This window comes from Salinimicrobium sp. TH3, assembly GCF_026676115.1.
Lineage (GTDB): Bacteria > Bacteroidota > Bacteroidia > Flavobacteriales > Flavobacteriaceae > Salinimicrobium.
In genome coordinates, this window is record NZ_JAPONB010000008.1 from 134,632 (window position 1) to 156,802 (window position 22,171).

At 40.7% G+C, this 22,171-nt stretch carries 23 protein-coding genes; 17 read left to right on the forward strand and 6 right to left on the reverse strand.

The features are described from left to right. Window positions 1-187 precede the first annotated feature (187 nt). The gene (locus tag OU683_RS12845; protein WP_268138934.1) at window positions 188-1,939 is read left to right on the forward strand and encodes a M14 family metallopeptidase; all 1,752 of its coding nucleotides are present in this window, start codon (window positions 188-190) and stop codon (window positions 1,937-1,939) included. Here the strand turns inward: OU683_RS12845 and OU683_RS12850 are convergent. Next, window positions 1,907-2,530, reverse strand: a complete 624-nt coding sequence (locus tag OU683_RS12850; protein WP_268138936.1) for an NUDIX hydrolase — start codon at window positions 2,528-2,530, stop codon at window positions 1,907-1,909. The two genes, OU683_RS12845 and OU683_RS12850, sit on opposite strands and share 33 nt — an antisense overlap. A 7-nt stretch (window positions 2,531-2,537) precedes the next feature. Here OU683_RS12850 and pyrE point away from each other — a divergent pair, with 7 nt between their 5' ends. Together pyrE and OU683_RS12860 are read left to right on the forward strand one after the other, a co-directional pair. Next, entirely contained in the window at window positions 2,538-3,179 is a 642-nt protein-coding gene (pyrE, locus tag OU683_RS12855; protein WP_268138938.1) for an orotate phosphoribosyltransferase, read from the forward strand. A 3-nt stretch (window positions 3,180-3,182) separates the two neighbouring features. Further along, window positions 3,183-3,575: an SRPBCC family protein gene (locus OU683_RS12860; RefSeq protein WP_268138940.1), complete on the forward strand. Its 393-nt coding sequence runs from the start codon at window positions 3,183-3,185 to the stop codon at window positions 3,573-3,575. On the opposite strand, the gene OU683_RS12865 is transcribed toward OU683_RS12860, so the two are convergent. Beyond that, window positions 3,572-4,303 carry a biotin--[acetyl-CoA-carboxylase] ligase gene (locus OU683_RS12865; protein WP_268138942.1) on the reverse strand — a complete coding sequence of 244 codons (732 nt, stop codon included), beginning with the start codon at window positions 4,301-4,303 and terminating at the stop codon, window positions 3,572-3,574. The genes OU683_RS12860 and OU683_RS12865 overlap by 4 nt on opposite strands. A gap of 94 nt (window positions 4,304-4,397) precedes the next feature. Between OU683_RS12865 and rsfS the strand changes: the two genes are divergently transcribed. From rsfS to OU683_RS12895, 6 genes are all read left to right on the forward strand, one after another. Beyond that, on the forward strand, window positions 4,398-4,769 hold the full coding sequence (gene rsfS, locus OU683_RS12870; RefSeq protein WP_228915500.1) for a ribosome silencing factor: 372 nt from the start codon (window positions 4,398-4,400) through the stop codon (window positions 4,767-4,769). 17 nt (window positions 4,770-4,786) lie between these two features. After that, complete coding sequence (gene ftsH / locus OU683_RS12875) at window positions 4,787-6,838, forward strand: ATP-dependent zinc metalloprotease FtsH (protein WP_268138953.1); 2,052 nt, start codon at window positions 4,787-4,789, stop codon at window positions 6,836-6,838. A gap of 99 nt (window positions 6,839-6,937) precedes the next feature. Continuing rightward, window positions 6,938-7,549, forward strand: coding sequence for an LUD domain-containing protein (locus OU683_RS12880; RefSeq protein WP_268138955.1), 612 nt, complete (start codon window positions 6,938-6,940; stop codon window positions 7,547-7,549). A 1-nt stretch (window position 7,550) separates the two neighbouring features. Then, window positions 7,551-8,354, forward strand: coding sequence for a phosphatidate cytidylyltransferase (locus OU683_RS12885; protein ID WP_268138957.1), 804 nt, complete (start codon window positions 7,551-7,553; stop codon window positions 8,352-8,354). After that, window positions 8,344-8,997 (forward strand): phosphatidylserine decarboxylase family protein, encoded by a 654-nt coding sequence (locus OU683_RS12890; protein WP_268138959.1) that lies wholly within the window; start codon window positions 8,344-8,346, stop codon window positions 8,995-8,997. Before OU683_RS12885 ends, OU683_RS12890 begins: the two co-directional genes overlap by 11 nt. After that, complete coding sequence (locus OU683_RS12895) at window positions 8,966-9,274, forward strand: acyl-CoA-binding protein (RefSeq protein ID WP_268138961.1); 309 nt, start codon at window positions 8,966-8,968, stop codon at window positions 9,272-9,274. The genes OU683_RS12890 and OU683_RS12895 overlap by 32 nt, the downstream gene beginning before the upstream one ends. 413 nt (window positions 9,275-9,687) lie before the next feature. Here the strand turns inward: OU683_RS12895 and OU683_RS12900 are convergent, their stop codons facing one another. Further along, window positions 9,688-12,315 carry a valine--tRNA ligase gene (locus tag OU683_RS12900; protein WP_268138964.1) on the reverse strand — a complete coding sequence of 876 codons (2,628 nt, stop codon included), beginning with the start codon at window positions 12,313-12,315 and terminating at the stop codon, window positions 9,688-9,690. A gap of 141 nt (window positions 12,316-12,456) precedes the next feature. Here OU683_RS12900 and OU683_RS12905 point away from each other — a divergent pair, with 141 nt between their 5' ends. Beyond that, window positions 12,457-12,828 (forward strand): DUF1573 domain-containing protein, encoded by a 372-nt coding sequence (locus OU683_RS12905; protein ID WP_268138966.1) that lies wholly within the window; start codon window positions 12,457-12,459, stop codon window positions 12,826-12,828. A 47-nt stretch (window positions 12,829-12,875) separates the two neighbouring features. Here the strand turns inward: OU683_RS12905 and OU683_RS12910 are convergent, their stop codons facing one another. Further along, on the reverse strand, window positions 12,876-14,198 hold the full coding sequence (locus tag OU683_RS12910) for a retropepsin-like aspartic protease (protein WP_268138968.1): 1,323 nt from the start codon (window positions 14,196-14,198) through the stop codon (window positions 12,876-12,878). 87 nt (window positions 14,199-14,285) lie between these two features. Here OU683_RS12910 and OU683_RS12915 point away from each other — a divergent pair, with 87 nt between their 5' ends. Both OU683_RS12915 and murB read left to right on the forward strand, forming a co-directional pair. Next, the gene (locus OU683_RS12915) at window positions 14,286-15,476 is read left to right on the forward strand and encodes a pyridoxal phosphate-dependent aminotransferase (protein WP_268138970.1); all 1,191 of its coding nucleotides are present in this window, start codon (window positions 14,286-14,288) and stop codon (window positions 15,474-15,476) included. 2 nt (window positions 15,477-15,478) lie between these two features. Next, window positions 15,479-16,492: a UDP-N-acetylmuramate dehydrogenase gene (murB, locus tag OU683_RS12920; RefSeq protein WP_268138972.1), complete on the forward strand. Its 1,014-nt coding sequence runs from the start codon at window positions 15,479-15,481 to the stop codon at window positions 16,490-16,492. 71 nt (window positions 16,493-16,563) lie between these two features. Here the strand turns inward: murB and OU683_RS12925 are convergent, their stop codons facing one another. Beyond that, complete coding sequence (locus OU683_RS12925; RefSeq protein ID WP_268138974.1) at window positions 16,564-17,181, reverse strand: fasciclin domain-containing protein; 618 nt, start codon at window positions 17,179-17,181, stop codon at window positions 16,564-16,566. 128 nt (window positions 17,182-17,309) lie between these two features. Next, the gene (locus OU683_RS12930; protein WP_268138976.1) at window positions 17,310-17,942 is read right to left on the reverse strand and encodes a fasciclin domain-containing protein; all 633 of its coding nucleotides are present in this window, start codon (window positions 17,940-17,942) and stop codon (window positions 17,310-17,312) included. 190 nt (window positions 17,943-18,132) lie between these two features. Here OU683_RS12930 and OU683_RS12935 point away from each other — a divergent pair, with 190 nt between their 5' ends. From OU683_RS12935 to gap, 5 genes are all read left to right on the forward strand, one after another. Beyond that, complete coding sequence (locus tag OU683_RS12935) at window positions 18,133-18,339, forward strand: membrane or secreted protein (protein WP_228915524.1); 207 nt, start codon at window positions 18,133-18,135, stop codon at window positions 18,337-18,339. A gap of 14 nt (window positions 18,340-18,353) precedes the next feature. Beyond that, window positions 18,354-19,454 carry a glycosyltransferase gene (locus OU683_RS12940; RefSeq protein WP_268138978.1) on the forward strand — a complete coding sequence of 367 codons (1,101 nt, stop codon included), beginning with the start codon at window positions 18,354-18,356 and terminating at the stop codon, window positions 19,452-19,454. Next, window positions 19,445-20,014 (forward strand): RNA polymerase sigma factor, encoded by a 570-nt coding sequence (locus OU683_RS12945; protein ID WP_268138980.1) that lies wholly within the window; start codon window positions 19,445-19,447, stop codon window positions 20,012-20,014. Before OU683_RS12940 ends, OU683_RS12945 begins: the two co-directional genes overlap by 10 nt. Window positions 20,015-20,244: 230 nt before the next feature. Further along, a complete protein-coding gene (gene lipA, locus OU683_RS12950; protein WP_268138982.1) occupies window positions 20,245-21,114 on the forward strand; it encodes a lipoyl synthase in 870 nt (289 codons plus the stop codon). Next, window positions 21,114-22,151, forward strand: coding sequence for a type I glyceraldehyde-3-phosphate dehydrogenase (gap, locus tag OU683_RS12955; protein WP_268138984.1), 1,038 nt, complete (start codon window positions 21,114-21,116; stop codon window positions 22,149-22,151). The genes lipA and gap overlap by 1 nt, the downstream gene beginning before the upstream one ends. Window positions 22,152-22,171: the final 20 nt, after the last annotated feature.

Sequence of the window (22,171 nt, forward strand, 5' to 3'; positions counted from 1 at the left end):
TGTGTTTTGTTTTCCTAATGGAAATAAGTTTGAAAAATGGCATTTTTGGCATCTCACCTTTTACTCAAAGCAAAAGCCATAGCTAAAATAAGCTTTTTTTGAAGCCTGGAAAAGCCTGCTTTATTCTTAGCATTTCTTTAGGCTTTTGAAGTTTTTCTTTATGTTTACAGCTGTTAAAAATCCCTGCATGAAAAAGATTCTGTTTCTGGCGATCTTCGCTCTTGGCCTAAGCTCCTGTGATTTTTCTAATTACATTTTGGAACAGGATTATGATTTCACTACTGTTTTTGAAAAATCTGGAGGAACCGAGACTGCCACATATACCGAAATCATTGATTATTACGAAGATCTCGCTGCTGTATATTCCACAATAAACCTTAAGCGCATTGGAGAGACCGACAGTGGAGAACCCCTGCACCTGGTTACTTACAGCCGTAACCGGGAATTTGATTTTGAGAACCTTAGGGCAGATCATAGCGTTGTAATGATCAATAACGGGATTCATCCCGGGGAAAGTGATGGGATTGATGCTACTATGATGTTGTTTCGGGACCTGGCCCAGGATTCAATCGCGCTTCCTGAAAATACGGTCATTGCAGCAATTCCTGTCTACAACGTAGGTGGCGCATTGAACCGCAATTCCTTTACCCGTACGAACCAAAATGGCCCCAAAGCTTACGGTTTTCGTGGAAATGCACAGAACTACGATCTCAACCGGGATTTCATCAAAGCCGACACAAAAAATACCCGCAGCTTTTATGAGATTTTTCATTTAGTTGACCCGGATATTTTTATTGATACTCATGTTAGCAACGGGGCCGATTATCAATACACCCTCACTCATCTTTTTACTCAACATGACCAGATGGGTGGAGCCCTTGGTAATTATATTAAGACCGATTTGAGACCCGCCCTGGAAAAAGCGCTAAAAAAGAAGGATTGGGAGGTCACTCCTTATGTTAATGTATTTGGAGATGTTCCTGAAAAGGGATTTTCACAGTTCCTTGATACTCCCCGCTACTCCACGGGATACGCTGCTCTTTGGAACACCCTTGGAGTCATGGTAGAAACTCATATGCTTAAGCCTTACGACAAAAGGGTGCGGGGCACTTATGAATTTTTGCGCTCTATGATCGACCTTGCCGACGAGGATACTGAATTGATAAAAAAGCTACGGGCAAAAGACCTGAAAGAATTCCATAGCAAAAACAATTATGCCTTTGATTTTGTGATTGACAGCAGTGAAGTTTCAAATTTGGAGTTCAAAGGTTATGAACCAAAAAGAATTCCCAGCGAGGTAACAGGTTTTGAACGGCTTAAATATGACACAACCCGTCCATTTACCAAACCTGTTGATTATTACGACAACTTTACGGCTTCCCGGGAGGTGAAAATGCCACAAGGCTACATTGTGCCCCAGGCATGGTGGCCGGTTTTGGATCTATTAGAAATGAATAACGTAGAAATGATCCCCTTTGAAAAGGACACTAGTATGGTTGTTGAGGTTTATACCATAAAGAACTACGAGACACGGGAAAATACTTATGAAGGTCATTACCCGCACTCTAATGTGGAGGTGGAAACCAACAGACAAAAGGTGAATCTTAGAAAAGGAGATGTTTTTATACCCATAAAACAAAAAGCAGCAAAATATCTAATGGCGACACTGGAACCTGAGGCTTCGGATTCTTTCTTTAACTGGAATTTCTTCGACAGTGTCCTGCAGCAAAAAGAAGGATTCTCCCCTTATGTTTTTGAGGAAATTGCTAGAGAATTTTTGGATGATCATCCCGAGATCGAAGAAGAGTTTATGGCTAAGAAAACAAGCGACCCTGAATTTGCGGCAAACTGGTACGCACAGTTGGCCTGGATACATAAAAAAAGTGAACACTATGAAAGTTCACATTTAAGATACCCGGTCTTTAGAGTGAACCGGTAAGATCTCTTCGGGGAAGAGTAGTTTAATATTGGCATAGGATTTCTTAAGAGCCTTTTGCGCCTTCTCCATGTCCTTCCACTTCACCTTTTTAATACCTTCCTTTTCTTCGGGGATAAGTTCGCCGTCATAGTCGGTCGTCATTTCATACCAGTAGGTAACTTTAAGCCTGTAGCGCCCTTTACGCTGAAAGATGTGATACGTTGTTTGCAGAAATTTGGAGATCTTTAGATTTTTCACACCCGTCTCCTCTTCTACCTCACGAATAGCTCCTGTTTCGATACTCTCATTCTTTTCCACTTTTCCTTTAGGGAGATCCCACCGGCCGTTGCGGTAAATGAACAGCACCTCTTTTTTGGAGTTTAGGACCATTCCTCCCCCGGCAGTAACTACAGGTAATTTCTTAAAAAGGTGTTTTAGCAGCTTCTCCTTTTTTTCATGGTAAAGATTCACATAGAGCAACTTACCTTTGTTAATTTTTTTAATAATCCTCTTTAATTTCACCTCTTTTAACGGAACGGAAACATATTTTTCACCCAAATCCTTTTCCGTAGAGAGAATAATAGGAATATCATTTACAAAAACTTTATACATTTGCACTATGATTTTAGACAAGGAAACAGCTCGCAAAACTGCTGAGTTATTATTGCAAATTAAAGCAATAAAATTAGATGCACAACAAGGGTTTAAGTGGGCGAGCGGCTGGAACTCTCCTATTTACTGTGATAACCGCATTATTCTTTCCTATCCTCCCATCCGCAATTTTGTAAGGGAACATATGGCGCGGCAAATAGAGCAGCTCTATGGTAAAGCCGACGTGATTGCGGGAGTTGCCACGGGCGCCATAGGAATAGGAATGCTGGTTGCAGAATACCTTAGCCTGCCTTTTGCATACGTTAGGCCCGAACCAAAATCCCATGGTAGAAAGAACCAGATAGAGGGAAAAGTTGAGGACGGTCAAACGGTTGTTGTGATTGAAGACCTTATAAGTACAGGAAATAGCAGCCTGAATGCGGTAAAAGCATTACAGGAAGCCAATCTCCAGATAAAGGGGATGCTCGGCATTTTTTCTTATGGGTTTGAAACCGCCAACCAGAATTTTAAAGAAGCAAATATTGAACTACACACCTTAAGTAACTATGATTACCTTTTGGAAGTAGCTTTGAAAACAAATTATATAAATCAAGCCGAAAGCGAGCTCCTGAAAAGCTGGCACAAAGATCCGGCTAACTGGAAAAAATAAGCCATGGAATTACAGAGTGATAAGGTAACAGTACAGAAGAATCAGCAGGAATTGTTCAATTTCCTCACAGACGTGAGTAACTACGAACAGATCATGCCCGAAAGCAAGGAAAAGTTTGAAGTAAAATCTCAGGACACTTTTGCTTTTGCACTTAAGGGAATGCCCGAGATTGCTCTCCAAATAAAGGAGACCCGGGAACCGGAGTTTATTAAACTGGGATCTACTTCAGATAAATTTAATTTCTCACTTGATGTGGAAATCGAGTCGCTTGGAGAAAACCAAAGTTCTGCACAATTATTCTTCCACGGGAAGTTTAATACTATGATGGCAATGATGGTTAAGGGACCTCTTAAGAAGTTCATTACGAACTTGTCAGAAAATTTGGCGAAGATCTAATAGCAAAGACTAACTTCTTTCAGATCAAATTCGGCAGTTTCCTCTTCATCTTTTTGCACCAGCAGTTTTCCTGCCGGGGTGACATCGAGGATCATTCCGGTAAAGAGTTGCCCGTCGGGATATTTAAAGGTAGATGGTATCAACCTGCGAAAAAGGTCATTTTTATAGGCGCTTAATATAGCTTCGGAGTTTTCTTCGGAAAGTTCTGCGAAACCGGATTCCAATTCCTTCAGAATTACTTTCAGCACTTCATCCAGCTCGAACTCCTGTCCTGTGACAGTGCTCATGGATGCAGCTTGTGGCAGGTTTTGAAAATTTTTTTGATTAACATTAAGACCAACTCCAATAATAGACCCCACAACTTTTCCTTCAGCAAGAATATTTTCAATAAGAATTCCCGCCACCTTCTGGTTTGCTGACAAGATGTCGTTAGGCCATTTTATTTTAAGCCGTGGCAGTAGAAAACTTTTTAGTGCAGTGAGCAAGGAAGTTGCAACCGTGGCGCTTAACAAAAATTGGTGGGCGGGATTTATTTTTGGACGGGGCAAAAATACCGAAAAAGTAAGGTTCTTACCCTCTTCGGCGTCCCAGGAGGTTCCCCGTTGCCCCCTGCCCTGCAATTGTTTTTTTGCCACAATGCAGGTTAGTGGCAGTTGAGAATTCTCTTTAAGGAGCTCCCGGGCAAAAGAATTGGTAGAGTTGATGGCACTAACTTTGATAAGGTGCATACGAACGATAGATAAAGCTGGCGTTAAATGTTATGAAAACCAAGGTTCAAAAAACCTTAAAAAGTAATAACTTTGCGCAAAGAAAATAAATTTAATGGTAAAAAAAGAAGCTAACAACGACATACTTATAGCACATATAATCAAGGGGATTGAAGAAGTTAAAGGAAATGACATTGACATTCTTGATCTTCGGGAAATAGAAAATACTGTTTGCGATTATTTCATAATCTGTAATGGAACATCAAATACGCAGGTAAATGCCATCGTAAATTCCATTCAAAAAACCGTTAGCAAATCCCTTAAAGACAAACCCTGGCATATTGAAGGATCGGACAATGCCGAATGGGTACTAATGGATTACGTAAGTGTGGTAGTGCATGTTTTCCAAAAGCACATAAGAGAATTTTACGATATTGAGAGTCTTTGGGGGGATGCAAAATCCACTTCAATTGAAACAAATTATTAAGAGTTAAGAAAGAACGCATGGCCAAAGAGCAATCTAAAAATAAAGAGCCCAAAAAGCCTAAATTCAGTGCATACTGGATTTATGCCGCTATAATACTTGTTTTCCTGGGAATCAATTTTTACAGTGGAAGCGGGTTCAATGAACCTGCCAAAACCAATCCCGCTGAATTCCTGGATTATCTTGAGCAGGGGGACGTAGAGAAAGTGGTTATAGTAAACCGCAACCAGGCAAGGGTATTCCTTACCGAAGAAGCGAAGTCAAAGGAAGTACACAAGGATGCAGTCCAGGAGGAAATTTTCCCCGGTGGAGATTCTCCAGCCTATACTTTTGAATTTGGAGATCTTCAAAATCTAGAAGACGATATTAGAGAGGTAAAAGCCGAAACTAATGTTGATACCCCTGTGGTATTTGAGACCCAGCAAAATTTATTAGGGGATATCCTGTTGACCCTGTTACCTTTTATCCTAATCATTGGAATATGGATCTTCATCATGCGACGCATGAGTGGAGGTGCAGGCGGAGGTGCCGGAGGCCAGATCTTCAATATTGGAAAATCTAAAGCCAAACTCTTTGATCAAAATACAGATGTAAAAGTTTCCTTTAAAGATGTAGCCGGACTTGAAGGAGCGAAAGAAGAAGTTCAGGAAATCGTGGACTTTCTTAAGCAGCCAGAAAAATATACCTCTTTAGGAGGAAAGATCCCTAAAGGAGCCTTATTAGTAGGTCCTCCGGGAACCGGAAAGACCCTATTGGCAAAGGCCGTGGCAGGAGAGGCAAAAGTTCCTTTCTTCTCACTTTCGGGATCAGATTTTGTAGAGATGTTCGTAGGTGTTGGAGCTTCAAGGGTAAGAGACCTTTTCAAACAGGCCAAGGAGAAATCCCCTGCAATTATCTTTATTGATGAAATTGATGCCATTGGACGTGCCCGCGGAAAAAGTAATTTCTCCGGCTCTAACGATGAGCGTGAGAATACCCTTAACCAGCTTCTTACAGAAATGGATGGTTTTGGGACGAACACAAATGTGATCGTACTTGCAGCTACCAACAGGGCCGATGTACTTGACAAAGCCCTTATGCGTGCCGGAAGGTTTGACAGGCAGATCTATGTTGATCTACCCGATGTTAGGGAACGACAGGAAATATTTGAAGTTCACCTTAGACCTCTTAAGAAAGTAGCAGACGAGCTGGATACTGAGTTCATGGCGAAACAAACCCCTGGATTCTCGGGTGCCGATATTGCCAATGTTTGTAATGAAGCGGCTCTTATTGCCGCCCGTAAAGGCAAAACTGCCGTTGGTAAACAGGATTTCCTTGATGCAGTAGATCGTATTGTAGGTGGTCTTGAGAAAAAGAATAAGATCATTACTCCCGAGGAGAAGCAGGCAATTGCTTTCCACGAAGCAGGACATGCTACAGTAAGCTGGATCCTGGAGCACGCCGCACCATTAGTTAAAGTTACTATTGTACCTCGTGGACAGTCTCTGGGTGCTGCATGGTATCTTCCGGAAGAAAGACTTATTGTAAGGCCAGAACAAATGCTTGATGAAATGTGTGCTGCTCTTGGAGGACGTGCTGCCGAAAAGGTGATTTTCAACAAAATTTCCACAGGAGCTCTTAGTGACCTGGAAAAGGTCACCAAGCAGGCAAGGGCCATGGTGACCGTTTATGGACTTAATGATAAAGTAGGAAACCTTACTTATCACGATTCTTCGGGACAGAGTGAATACAACTTCACTAAGCCGTACAGTGAAAAAACTTCAGAATTAATAGATAAAGAGATTTCAAATCTTATTGAAGAACAGTATCAAAGAGCTATAAAATTACTTGAAGAAAACAAGGACAAGCTTACCAAACTGGCTGAGATCCTGCTGGAGAAAGAGGTTATTTTTAAAGACAATCTTGAAGAGATCTTTGGAAAGAGGCCATTCAAAAGCAGGGATGAGATCATGAGCGGCAATAGCCAGGAAAAAAAGGTCCCCGCAAAGGAAGAGACGGTTACCGAAAGAACGATCCCCGGCGACACAGCGCCTTCAGAGCCTCAAGACGCTCCGACTTCCGAAGGAAAATAATATATAAAATACCCGGAAAAAATCTTAACTTACCCTAATCTGTAAGTTAAGATTTTTTACCTTTGGGTGAAATGCTACCCTGAGTAACCGAAAACCTATATGAGTCTATTTAGAAATTTTTTAAACCCTAAATCTAAATCAGACAAAGGTCAGGATAAGGAAGATCATTCTGACCGTAGCAAGTACATGCCAGATGTTAAGCTCCCAACAGATGAGCGTTTTATGCTCAATTTTAAAAACAACGGCGGCAAATTCCTATATTGTGAAAGTAACGAGGAGTTGATAGAAACATTTGAAAACATCATGTTGGAAAATGACTGGTATGAAAAAGAAGCTTGCTGTTTTGATCAAAATTTAAGGGATAAATTCTCTGACCAGAATCTGGATTTTAGCTATTCTGGAGAAGCGGCTTTTTTTCTTAGCACCTGTGAGTACCTCATTGCAAATGATGGATCTATCCTTATTTCCTCTAATCAAATCAAGGAAAAGAAACTAAAAGAATTGCCCTATAATTTTGTCATTTTAGCCTCTACAAGCAAACTTGTAGATGCAATTGGAGAAGGTTTAAGGGGAATTAAATTTAAAAACAAAGATCGTATTCCTTCAAATATTACAACCATAAAGAATTTTGAGACCAACAAAGAAGGGGATTTTATGAGCTATGGAAGTAGCACAAAAAACCTATATTTGCTGCTTCTGGAAGATCTGTAACATGAAGGAAAATATTATTCGGGGTTTATCGGGAGTCATGTACGTATCTATACTCGTGGTCTCCATTTTCGCCTCGGAATTTGCCTTTACCACCCTTTTTCTATTATTCGGGGTTATCTGCTTAAGGGAACTGCAACGACTGCTACATCTTAAAAGCTTTCTAGGGTATCTTCTGTTAATTGGATTGTTTGTCATTTTCAGCTATATGCGCTGGAGTCCATATGCCACCCTCGTTCTTTTGATGATCACCATTTTTGTGAATCTCTTTTTAGTCAAGGACCTAATGCTGGTCAATAAAATTCCGCTTTTTGAAAAGAAGAAGTATGTGATTATCATCTTCTATCTTATTGCTTCAATGATCTTTCTTACCCTCATTCCAAGCTATACAGGAGATTTCACACCAGAACTGGTGGTAGGGATATTTTCCCTTATTTGGATAAACGATACTTTTGCCTATCTTGTAGGTAAGAATTTTGGAAAAAAGAAGCTCTTTGAAAGGATCTCTCCAAAAAAGACAGTAGAAGGTTTCCTGGGAGGTCTTATTTTTAGTGCAATTGCCGCCTATCTTGTATTTTTCTTTACAGGGCTACTCGACATTCAAAAATGGATAGGATTAGCGGTGATTTTAAGCATTTTTGGAACCTTGGGAGATCTTATTCAATCTAAATTTAAACGACAGGCAGGGGTCAAAGACAGTGGAAGGCTTATGCCGGGACACGGTGGCTTGTTCGACAGGCTGGATAGCATTATCTTCGCGAGCCCTTTTGTTTATGCCTATTTACAACTAATTAACTATGTTTCATAAAGAAGGATATAAAATAATGGGAACTGCGATGATCCTGTTGATCATTGTAAACCTGCTTTCACAGGCTTTTATTTTCACCTATTGGATTAGGGTTGTTATTCTCGTTGGGTCCATTCTATTGTTCTTCCTGGTACTCCAGTTCTTTAGAAACCCCAAGAGGAATACCGAGATCAATGATGTACATGTGGTCGCACCGGTTGACGGTAAAGTAGTCGTCATTGAAGAAGTCTACGAAAAAGAATATTTTAAGGATAAGCGGTTAATGGTTTCTGTTTTCATGTCACCAATTAACGTGCATGTTACGAGACATCCTGTAGGTGGAATTGTAAAATACAGCGAATATCACCCGGGGAAATATCTTGTTGCCTGGCATCCAAAGGCAAGTGAAGAAAATGAACGCACTACGGTAGTCGTTGAAAATAAAGTTGCCGGAGAAATCCTGTATAGGCAAATCGCAGGGGCTCTGGCAAAGCGAATAGTCAATTATGCCAAAGTAGGCGAAGAAGTTGTACAGGGAAGCGACAGCGGCTTTATAAAATTTGGTTCCAGAGTAGATGTATTCCTTCCCTTAGGTACCCAGCTGGAAGTTAAACTGAATCAAAAAGTAAAAGGTGGAATTAGTCTCATTGCCAAAGTTTCCTAATCTAACAGCCATGACTCCTGAAGAAGTTGATAAGGAATTTTTGAAGGCTTATGAAAAAGCCAGTAAGACTTCCCTGAAGTTCCCGCCAGATATTATGCTACAGCTCTATGCTTTTTATAAACAGGCCACAGAGCACACCAGAGTATACATTCCTTCTGGTGACAGTGATGTCAAAAATGCTTTTAAACTGAACGCTCTGCTCCAGGTGCGAAACATGACTCCGCAGGAAGCAAAGGAAGCGTACATTAAACTTGTCGATGAGAATATTGTCGATTAGTTAAGAAAGGAATTTTAATTTATCAATTCCAAAAACCACATTAACCAGAAAGTTTTTGGACCGGGTTAATTCCTGGAAATCTCTGTTTTATTGCTTTAAAAAAGGTAATGGCAAAGCTTTTTAATATACGAGGAATTTGCTTGGTGTATAAAGCATTAGGCCCCAATTTTTCGGTGACAGACACAAAATCCCCACCCCCATAGATCTAAATTTAATCCTTCTCCATTTTGGAAAAGCAGAATTACGCCAGGTCACATTTCACATGATCTGAAAACCTCTTTCGATTGTTTCTTCTACTAAAGAACCTACTTTGTAGAAATGCTCTGAAAACTTTTAAAAAGTAAATGAACCAGTTAATTTTTAAAATTAAAAATCAACTGGTGAAACTAACTCTATTCCCAAAACCTCACTATTTAAGAAAGTGCTTCTAAGCTCGCCAGTATTGCTTCTATTTTTGCTTCGGCATCGGCTTTTTTCTGCTTCTCGTTCTCCACAACCTTTGCAGGAGCACCGCCAACAAACTTTTCATTAGACAATTTCTTTTCTACCGACTTCAGGAATCCGCGGGTATAGTTCAATTCTTCTTCAAGCTTTGCTTTCTCGGCATCAACATCTATCGCACCTGCAACAGGAATGAAATAATCATTTGATTTCACTCTGAACGAAAGTGCACCTTTTACTTGTGCATCTGTATATCCAAGCGTAGAAATATTACCCAATTTTTCGATAACAGGATCAAAAGTACCGGCAACATTTTCGTTGTTAAGGACGTGTAATTCAATCTGATCTTTATAAGAGATATTCTTTTCTTTCCTGATGCTTCTTATCCCCGAAATAACTTCTGAAGCCACCGTGAATTCTTCAACTAAAGAAGCATCAAAGTTTTCAACTTCTGGCCAGGATGAAATGATAAGCGCTTCATTTTCTGAACGCTCCTTCATTGACTGCCAGATCTCTTCAGATACAAAAGGCACAAAGGGATGGAGTATCTTCAAATTATTTTCCAGGATCTCTGTCACTGCATCAAAAGTAACCTTGTCCATAGGTTGCCCGTAAACCGGCTTCACCATTTCCAGGAACCAGGAACAGTAATCGTCCCACACCAGCTTATAAGTTGCCATTAAAGCATCACTCATGCGATACTTTTTATAGTTATCATCGATCTCTTGCAGGCTCTTCTGGAATTTTGCCTTATACCACTGTATTGCAATTTTTGCAGCTTCGGGTTGCTCTGCTTTATCGGAAACTTCCCAGGAATTTACCAGCTTAAAGGAGTTCCATATTTTATTTACAAACGCCCCACCCTGCTTGCACAGATCTTCTTCAAACATCAGGTCATTCCCTGCAGGGGAACTCAAAAGCATCCCTACTCTAACCCCATCTGCACCATAAGCATCTATAAGTCCAAGAGGATCGGGGGAATTACCCAGGGATTTTGACATTTTACGACGCTGTTTGTCGCGAACAATTCCGGTAAGGTAAACGTTGTTAAAAGGTTTTTGATCCCTGTATTCATATCCCGCAATGATCATTCGCGCCACCCAGAAGAAAAGGATCTCGGGTGCAGTAACCAAATCATTGGTTGGGTAGTAATAATTAATTTCTTTATTATCCGGCTCCAGGATCCCGTTAAAAACACTAATTGGCCATAACCAGGAAGAAAACCAGGTATCCAGCGCATCTTTGTCCTGCGTAAGGTCGGCGGCTGTAAGATCTTTCCCCGATTGTTTCCGCGCCAATTCCAGGGCTTCTTCCGGAGTTTCGGCCACAACAAAATCTTCCTTTCCGTCTCCATAGAAAAATGCAGGAATTTGTTGCCCCCATACCAATTGACGGCTAATGTTCCAATCCCGAACATTTTCCATCCAGTGACGATAGGTATTTACAAATTTATCGGGCACAAGGTTCACCTCTTTTTCCAATACAGCATCAAGAGCAGGCTGGGCTAATTCTTTCATTTTAAGGAACCATTGATCACTCAATTTTGGCTCTATAACTGCACCGGTGCGCTCACTGGTCCCCACCTTGTTCACATGCTCCTCGGTCTTAACAAGGATCCCTTTTTCCTCCAGGTCCTTCACCATTTGCTTTCGGGCCTCAAAACGATCCATCCCCTCGTACTGCATTCCGAAAGAATTTAGGGTAGCATCGTCGTGAAAAATATCGATCACCTCGAGATTATGCTTGTCACCAAGCATCTTATCATTTTCATCATGTGCCGGAGTCACTTTTAAACATCCGGTACCAAATTCCACATCAACATATTCATCCTCTATGATAGGAATAACCCTCTCGCATAGAGGCACAATTGCTTTTTTACCTTTTAGATGGATAAATCGCTCATCATTTGGATTAATACAAATTGCAGTATCTCCCAAAATTGTCTCGGGACGGGTGGTTGCTATGGTAAGCGTATCTTCTGTGCCTTCAATTTTATATTTTAGATAGTACAAATGCCCCTGCCGCTCCTGATAGATCACTTCTTCATCGGAAAGCGTGGTTTTTGCCTGTGGATCCCAGTTTACCATACGATAACCGCGGTAGATATGTCCTTTGCGATAAAGATCAACAAAGACTTTGATCACCGAGGCTGACATATCATCATCCATCGTGAATTTGGTGCGTTCCCAGTCACAGGAAGCTCCCAGTTTCTTTAACTGCTCGAGGATAATTCCTCCATGCTTGTGAGTCCAGTCCCACGCGTGCTTCAGGAATTCTTCTCTTGAAAGATCATTTTTATCAATTCCTTCAGCTTTTAGCTTGGCAACCACTTTTGCTTCCGTAGCAATAGAAGCGTGGTCTGTTCCCGGCACCCAGCAGGCATTATAACCTTTTAGCCTTGCCCGCCTGATCAACACATCCTGAATCGTGTTGTTAAGCATGTGGCCCATGTGCAACACCCCTGTAACATTGGGCGGCGGAATCACGATCGTATACGGCTCCCTTTCATCAACTTCAGAATGAAAATAATTGTTTTTCATCCAGTAGTCATACCATTTATTTTCAACTTCCCGGGCTACGTAATTTGATGCTACAGTCATTCTTTGGTGCGGTTTTTGGAATATCTTGGCAAAAGTAATTATAACTTCAGGATTAAAAAAGGCAGAGCAGTGGATTGCCTTTTTATTTGCTACAATAAACAGATTAGTAGTATATTTACAATTCTGATTAAATTAAAAACTATGAAAAAATTAATTGCAATTGCCATTTTCGTTTTAGTCGGTTTCGCAGTTCAGGCTCAGGAAACAGCAAAAATCGAATTTAAGTCTGAAGTGATTGACTATGGCGAAATAGCAAAGGGAAGTGACGGCGTTCGCGTCTTTGAATTCACAAATACTGGAAATGTTGCTCTTGTGATTACAGATGTAACTTCAAGTTGTGGATGTACTATCCCCGAAAGACCTAAAGATCCTATCGCTCCAGGTGAAACTGGCGAGATCAAAGTTAAATATGACACCAAAATTGTAGGACCTATTAGAAAGACCATCACAGTTTATTCTAATGCAGAAGAGCCTGCAAAATCGATCAAGATCAAAGGAAGAGTTTTAGAATAAGACTTTCCAGAAATGACATTTTTGAAGCCCCTTTTTGAGGGGCTTTTTTATTTTAAAGGATTTCTCAATTGAAATTCAAATTCCATCTTTTGGTCCTTCCGAAGCACTTGCATTTTAATTTTCTTACCTTCTCCAGAGGTAAAAAAGCTATTAAAATCATTAAGGTCCAGCTTCCAGGCGTCACGCCCATTGATCTTTAGTACCTCATCCCCCACCTTGAGCCCTGCTTTTATTGCAGGAGAATCTGGTCTTAACCTGGCTATTTGGAAAGCCGGCTTTAATTCGAACTTCCTATAGAGTGACGGCTCAAGGATGATTTCATTTTTACTCAGTTCCCTTGAAGAGATAGATCTCACAACTTCCTCATAAGATTCTACAATCTGGTACCCCTTATGTTCCAGTACTATCCCACTTAAATTATGCCTGAATTCGTTATTTCTCCATTTGTTGCCCCTCAAGTAAAGCTTTTGATCCCGGTAATCAAAAACTACATGGAACCGCTTTAGAATCTCTGCCCCCATACTCCCGTTGCGTGCGTGATATGTTTTTAATCCTTCAACCGAAAGACTATCGGGAAAAGAGGCAGAGACATTATTTAGAACCTCTTCCCCTATAGTTAATGTTTCAACGATACCACGCTCCCCTACCACATCACCCAACAAGCCCCGGCCAAGAAAATCGTGAAAAGTATTCTGGGGAACATGTATCTTTTCGGAATCGGAGAAAAGCCATAGAGCGTCGCTAAGACCATTATCTAGAAGTAGGGTTGCTCTCGACTCCTTTCCTTCAATGTTAAGCGCCACCTGTACATAAGGTTTATCCTGAAAAAACTCCAGGGGCACTTCCTTATATCTTCTGAGTTTCTTACTGTATTTTTCAGGATCGTGAAGCACAAGGAAGCGCCTTGGATAATTTATCTCCACTACAAAATCTTTAAAAAGATCGTAGCCAATGATCCCGTGAACAGGAACTCCCAGCCTGGGAGAGAAATTAATATCAGGGTCATAAATGACGTAAACATTAAGATTTGTACTGGTTGTATTTCCTAACCTAAACTCATTATTGGAAGATCTATAAGCTTTGATCAATTCTTCCCCGCCTATACCCCTTAAAAAGATCCTTTCGGCCGATTTGAGTAAAAGAGTATCTTCTTCATTGAGCGTGAGCAATACTGTGGTCTTTACACCTGTATCTACAAGAAAGGAAAGTTGGGTCCCATTAAGTTCCACTGGTACAATAATGAGATTATTGACCATTTCAAATTTTATCCGGTCCTTTTTCTTTCCATCTTTGATCCTGAAGTTCTCCTGACCAAACCCGGAAGTAATGGCGGCACATAACAGCAATATGAACAGCTTAAACGTAAGCATGACGGCCGAATTAGGATGTCATAAAAATTACGAAAATTATCGTTGTCAAGTTTAATTTTTGCAACTTTGTAGGCCAAAATTTTAAGTATGCCACGCATTTCAAACAAGGGGCAGTCAATGCCCGAATCTCCTATAAGAAAATTGGTCCCCTACGCTGAAGCCGCCATTAAAAAAGGTCGCACAATTTATCAGCTAAACATTGGGCAGCCCGATATTAAAACTCCGGCGAAAGCCCTTGCCGCAGTTAAGAACAACGACATTGAAGTTCTTTCCTACAGCCACTCTGCAGGTTTTGAAAGTTATCGTACCAAACTTGCCGCCTACTACAGGAAACATGACATCAATATTTCGGCCAATGAATTGATCATCACCACGGGTGGGTCTGAAGCATTGATGTTTACAATGGGTAGTATTTGCGATGCAGGTGATGAAGTGATCATTCCCGAGCCATTTTACGCCAACTACAATGGTTTCGCAACAGCATCTGGCGTTACCGTAGTACCTGTAAAATCTAAATTCGAAGACAGCTTTGCCCTGCCTCCAATTTCTGAATTCGAGAAACTCATAACTCCCAAAACAAAAGCCATTCTTATTTGTAACCCGGGGAATCCCACAGGTTACCTTTACACGAAAGAGGAGATCGACCAATTGGCCGAAGTTGTCAAAAAGCACGATCTTTTCATTGTGGCCGATGAAGTATACCGTGAATTTGCTTATGACGGGGCTCAACACCACTCTATTATGAGTGTTCCCGGGTTAGAGCAAAATGCGATTATGATTGATTCCGTCTCCAAACGTTATAGCATGTGTGGCGCCCGTATTGGCTGTGTAGTATCCAAAAATGAAGATTTTATGGCTACAGCGATGAAATTCGCACAAGCACGTCTAAGCCCTCCGACCTTTGCCCAAATCGCAAGTGAAGCTGCCCTCGATACAGAGCAGGAATATTTTGATGAAGTTATTGAAGAATACACTTCCCGAAGAAACACTCTCGTTCAGGGTCTTGAGCAGATCAAGGGGGTAAGAGTAGCCAATCCTAAAGGCGCTTTCTATTGTATTGCTGAATTACCTGTTGCAGATGCCGAGGCTTTCGCTAAATGGCTCCTGGAAAGCTTTGAAATAGACAATGAAACCATAATGGTAGCTCCTGCCGCCGGCTTCTATTCTACTCCAAACACAGGAAAGAACCAGGTGAGAATCGCTTATGTACTTAAGAAAGAAAACCTGTTGAGAGCTATAGAGCTCCTAAAGGAAGCATTAAAGCAGTACAAAGGATAAATATGAAGGTTCTTACAAACGTTTCCCTTAAGCCATATAATACCTTCGGCATAGATGTGAGTGCCCGCAAATTAGTGGAAGTAACTTCTGTTGAAGAGCTTCGGGAAGTTTTGAAGAACATGTATGCATCAGAGCTTTTGATCCTTGGCGGCGGAAGTAATATGCTTCTCACCAAAGATGTAAAGCAAACGGTGATCTACATAAATCTTAAGGGACGGGAGATTCTTGAGGAAACTGAAGATGAAGTCGTAGTGCAGGCTATGGCCGGTGAGAACTGGCATGAATTTGTATTATTCTGCATAAATAAAGGCTTTGGTGGTCTTGAGAATCTTTCATTGATCCCGGGGAAAGTAGGTACAGCTCCAATTCAAAATATTGGTGCCTATGGTGTGGAACTTAAGGACAGTTTTGTAAGCTGTACCGCAATGGACTTACAAACTCTGCAATTAAAGACCTTTAGCCGGGAAGAATGCCGCTTTGGCTACAGAGATTCCATCTTTAAAAACGAAGCAAAAGGCAAGTATATAATAACAAGCGTTAGCTTCAGGCTTCATAAGAGAGATCATGAGCTTAATACCTCCTATGGTTCCATAGATCAATATCTGGAAGAGCAGGGAGTCAAAAACCCTACAATTGGAGATGTTTCCAAAGCCGTAATAAGCATCCGTCAATCCAAGTTACCAGATCCCAGAGAGCTGGGTAACAGCGGAAGTTTTTTTAAAAATCCGGTTGTTTCAAAGGAAACACTAAAGGAACTTCAGCAGGAATTTCCGGAAATTCCGTTTTATGAGATCGATGAAGACCATGTAAAGGTTCCTGCCGGCTGGTTAATTGACCGCGCCGGACTCAAAGGCTTCCGGGAAGGAGATGCCGGAGTTCATAAGAAACAGGCACTCGTGCTTGTGAACTATGGAAATGCAACAGGACAGGAAATACTGGCACTGTCTGGAAAAATTCAGCAGAAGATTAAGGAGATGTTTGGAATCGAGATCATCCCTGAGGTCAATATTATTTGAGCAGGGTAAAAAATAAATAAGGCCTCAAAAATGACATTTTTGAGGCCTTATTTATTTTATTCAAACTAGCTCTACTCTTCCGTGGTAATAGTAACTGTGGGTATTCCCTCGGGAAGCAATACACTATCAATAATGTAAGCAGTACCGTTTTCTATCTCAAAACTTTCGGTGATATTGGCTTTCAAACCAGTTGTACCTGTAAGCACAATTTTATCTCCTTCCATAGAAAAGGTGATATTTTCCCCCTCAAAAGTTGGAAGTACAAGAGAACCATTGGCTTTCTGGATTTCATTTTTTAGTTCCTCCATGGTATAATCTGCTTTTACCATGTGGTAGGGAATAACAGCCTCGGGAGTTGTGGCCAAAATATCATACCCCTGTTGCCTGTAGACTCTACTATAAGCTCTATTACTTGGCGCAAAGACCATATAAGATCCCGTAACCTGGTCCAATGTATCCTCAACGTTCCAAACATTAAGGCCAGTGGCAAAAGTGCTTAATTCAGGGTTTCCTTCAATGGCGTCTACAGTCGCGTTCCTTTGACGCAGCTCTTCTACATTTTCTTCAAAATTCTCTTCCTGCATTTCAAGGGTTTCAGCCTCTGTATCTACCTCTCTTTCTTTGTCTTTACACGAGTTAAAACCCAGCAATAAGAGTCCACTAAACAAAATTATATTCTTAATTTTCATAATATCCTATATTTAACTGTTTAGATATGAATTTATTAAAAACCTTGCAGTTAAGCCAATATGAAATTATAATCCTTAGTTAAAAGAAAAATCTATTCACAAAAGCCTATCCAATAATCCTTTCAACATTATTCCTGACCTTCGGTACCACTATTTTCACCGGGAACCAAAACATTGTCAATGATGTGATAGGCACCATAATATTCTTCCATTTTGGAAGTTAGAATTTTCGCTTTGTTCCCTAACACATCGATAAGCACGATATCGTCTCCTTCTTCAACTGCCCAAAGCTTCTCGCCCAATGCAGTTTCGAATTCATATCTTCCATCTTCTGAAGTTCTTATTTCTTCGCGCAAAGCACCTAAGGTCAATTCCCCTTCCACCATGTAATAGCGCAAAAGATCTTTTTGATTCTCTCCTGCTTCTAGAGTGTCTCCTTCCTTCATCTCTTTGGCAGGAATCCTGTCATAAGCCGCATTAGAGGGCGCAAAGATGGTATAGATTCCTTCTTTACCCTCGAATTCTTCTTCCAGACCTGTTCTTTTTAGTTCTTCTGTAAAAGTGCTCAATTCATCATTTTCCCTCATTTTTGCAAGGAGATAGCTGCGAGGCATGGGCCTGTCGTCCTCTCTTAATTCATCCTTCTTCTCCTCTGCGGGAAAAATTTCTGTATCAGAATCACCTCGGTTCTCTTTATCCTGACAAGAGAAAAGACCGATAAAAAGACCGACTATGATAATTTTTAAAAATTTGTAACTCATAATTTTTGATTTTAAAGCATTATCTGCAATTTATTGTGATATAATCCCAAAACATATTTAAGGGAAATAAATTTAAGTTAAAATTCCCTGAATTAAGCCTTAAAAAGTGAACCAAATAAAGGCTGGACAAATTTTTGCATACCTTTTATATACTGTACATTATTGTTTATTTTTGCCAAAACTTTTGAATATGGAACTCGTATTAATCACTATAGCCCTTTTAGCTCTTGCTGTTGCCGGTATAGCCATCAAAATCTGGGGAAAGAAAGACGGGAAGTTTGCCGGCACCTGTGCCAGCCAAAGTCCTTTTCTAAATAAAGAAGGAGAAGCCTGTAGTTACTGCGGAAAATTACCCGATGAAGCCAAAGATTGTGATCAACCTCAAACGGTAAAATAATTCCCACCCCATAAATGCTAACCATCCTTGTTGCCTTTGTTCTCATTGGCCTAATCAACCTGTGTTATTACCTGGGCTTTTTAAAGTTTGCCTTTGCTAAAAATGAAAATCCACCCGTATATAAGAATCTTCCTGTTTCTTTAATTATTTGCGCCAAGAATGAGGCCGAAAATTTAAAAAACTTTCTTCCCGTGATCCTGTCCCAGGATCACCCCGACTTTGAGGTGGTGGTAATCAATGACGCGTCTATAGACGAGACCCTTGAGGTACTTGAGGATTTTCAACTTCATGATCCCAGGTTAAAAATTGTTGATGTACAAAATAACGAAGCTTTTTGGGCCAATAAAAAATATGCGATTACTCTGGGTATTAAAAAGGCCAAAAAACCTTACCTACTTTTCACTGATGCCGATTGCAGACCCGAATCCAACCAATGGCTAAAGGAGATGAGCGCCCATTTTGAGGAAAAAAAGAGTATTGTACTTGGTTATGGCGGATATTTTATACAAAACCGCTCTCTCCTGAATAAAATTATCCGGTTTGAAACACTATTTACTGCCATCCAATATTTCTCCTATGCAGGTTGGGGTAAACCTTATATGGGAGTAGGGCGTAATCTTGCCTATACATCGGAAGAATTCTTTGCTCAAAATGGTTTTGCCACTCATCTACATATAAAATCGGGAGATGATGATCTTTTTGTAAACCAGGCAGCCAATAAAACGAACACCGCATTATGTTTTTCGCCATTAGGCATTACCCGCAGTGTCCCAAAAACAGATTTTAAATCATGGTTCACGCAAAAAAGAAGACATGTCTCCATTGCTTCCCACTATAAAATTGAACACCAATTTATGCTAGGGTTGTTTTACACTACCCAGCTTCTTTTCTGGATATTTTTTTTCATCCTTCTTTTTGGTCCTTTTTGGCAGGCTGCCCTTGGCCTTCTTGCCCTCAGGTGGATTGTACAGGGCATGGTTTTTTACAACTCCGGAAAGAAATTTGGCGAGGAAGACCTATTCTGGATTTTTCCTTTTCTGGAATTGTTCCTCATCTCGGCTCAATTAATTATATTTATTGCTAATATTATTTCAAAACCCACTCATTGGAAATAGAGCCGGATCTACTTCAGGAACAAATTGAGAAGGCTAAAAAGGGAAAGCAGGCGGCTTTTAACTACCTGTTGGACAGGTTTTGGAATGATGTTTACGGTTTTCAGCTCAAGCGCACCCAAAATGAATCTGATGCCGAAGACATAACAATTCAGGCATTTTCAAGAGCTTTTGACAAGATCGATACATTTGATCCCAACTATACCTTCAAAACCTGGCTCATTACCATTTCAAAAAACATTCATGTAGACCTGGTAAGAAAAAAAAATGCCTCCATCAGGGCCCGCACCACCGATGAAGAGGATGACAGGGTGCACCGAATAGCCGATGAGACGCCAAGCATCGAGGATACCCTTATTACCGAACAAAATCTGGCTCAACTTCTTAGAGATATTAAAAAACTCAAAAAACCTTACCAGGAAGTAATTAACCTAAGATATTTTCAGGAAATGAGTTATAAGGAGATTGCGGCTCATCTACAGGAGCCAATGAACAATGTGAAAGTAAAACTGCTAAGGGCAAAAAAATTATTGTCGGAAGTGATCGAAAATAGAACTTCCTGAAAAAGGAATCTGGCTAAAGAATTTATTCCGTAGAATCTAATTTTTTAAACCGGGGCGCTCGGCTCTTTACCAGTCACTATGCCTTTAGAGGATTTAATTCCCTCTGTATTTTTGAATTCGCACTTTAAAAGGTGCAGTTAAAAGTCACTTCCTGCTTACCATACGCATTCAACCTGGCCTTCTATATTAGCGTTGGTTTTTAGGCATTCTAATTGTATCTTTGCTGACTTATGGAAACACAGCAAATCCCTACTCAAAGAACCCCAAAACCCAAGTGGTTAAGGGTGAAATTACCTACCGGTAAAAAATACACCGAGCTGAGAAGTGTGGTAGACAAATACAATCTTCATACGATTTGTACCTCGGGAAGTTGTCCTAATATGGGCGAATGTTGGGGAGAAGGAACCGCAACCTTCATGATCCTTGGAAACATCTGTACCCGTTCCTGTGGTTTTTGTGGTGTAAAAACCGGAAGACCAGAAACCCTGGACTGGGATGAACCGGAAAAAGTCGCACGTTCTATAAAATTAATGAAGATCAAGCATGCTGTGATCACCAGTGTAGACCGTGATGATCTTAAAGATATGGGTTCTATCATGTGGGCAGAAACTGTAAATACCATACGACGTATGAATCCCGAAACTACTCTTGAGACCTTAATACCGGATTTTCAGGGAGTGGAAAGAAATATTGACAGAATAATCGATGTAAATCCCGAAATCGTTTCCCATAATATGGAAACGGTTAAAAGGTTAACCCGGGAGGTACGAATCCAGGCAAAGTATGAACGCAGCTTACAGGTGTTAAAATACCTGAAACAGCAAGGGGTAAAGAGAACAAAGTCGGGAATTATGCTCGGGCTGGGTGAAAAGGAAGAAGAAGTGATACAAACTCTTAGAGACTTGAGAGAAGTTGATCTCGATATCGTGACTATAGGCCAGTATTTACAACCTACAAAACAACATCTCCCAGTTCATGAATTTGTTACACCGGAGCAGTTTAAAAAATACGAAACTATAGGCCTCGAGATGGGCTTTAGGCATGTAGAAAGCGGTGCACTGGTTAGATCATCCTATAAAGCACAAAAACATCTCACTTAATGAAGGACACAAAACCTTCAGGAGCGACACACAAAAAGATCCGGGTTGGGATTAATGGATTTGGTAGGATTGGACGAAATTTATTTCGGTTACTACTCGATCATAAAGACCTGGAAGTAGTAATTCTCAATGATATTGCTACCGCACCCACCCTCGCTCACCTACTCAAATACGACAGCATTCATGGCGTCCTTAAAAAGGAGATTTCTTCAATCGCTAATACCATTTTGGTAGACGGAAAGGAAATCCCGGTGTCGAATCACAGGAGTCCGGAAGAGATTAACTGGAATAAGTATAAAGTCGATGTGGTAGTTGAGAGCACAGGTAAATTCAAAACACGAAAAGACCTGGAGCCTCATTTGCAACAGGGTGTCAAAAAAGTGATTTTGAGCGTTCCTCCACAGGATGATTCCATAAAAATGGTTGTTTTGGGTGTCAACGAAAACATTCTCGACGGGACAGAAGATATTATCTCAAATGCTTCCTGCACTACCAATAATGCTGCACCCATGCTGAAGATCATAGATGAACTGGCGGGAGTAAAACAAGCGTATATTACTACTGTCCATTCTTACACTACAGATCAAAGCCTGCACGACCAGCCTCACAAAGATCTACGACGGGCCAGGGCTGCAGGGCAGTCAATAGTTCCCACCACCACCGGAGCAGCAAAGGCGCTTACAAGGATTTTCCCCAATTTGAGGGATGTTATCGGCGGCTGCGGAATTAGAGTACCGGTAGCAAATGGCAGTCTCACAGATATGACCCTCCACGTTGAAAGGGAAACCAGTATTGAAGAAATAAACACCGCTTTTAAGAAAGCAGCGGCCGAAGGACCTCTTAAAAACATTTTGGAATATACCGAAGATCCTATAGTTTCAATTGATATCAATGGAAATACTCACTCCTGTATTTTTGATGCGCAAATGACCTCTGTAGTGGGAGGCAATTTTGTGAAAATAATTGGATGGTATGATAATGAGATTGGTTATTCCAGCCGACTCATTGATTTAATTTCCCATGTATCAATTAAATAGTTATATTTAGCAAGTTATTA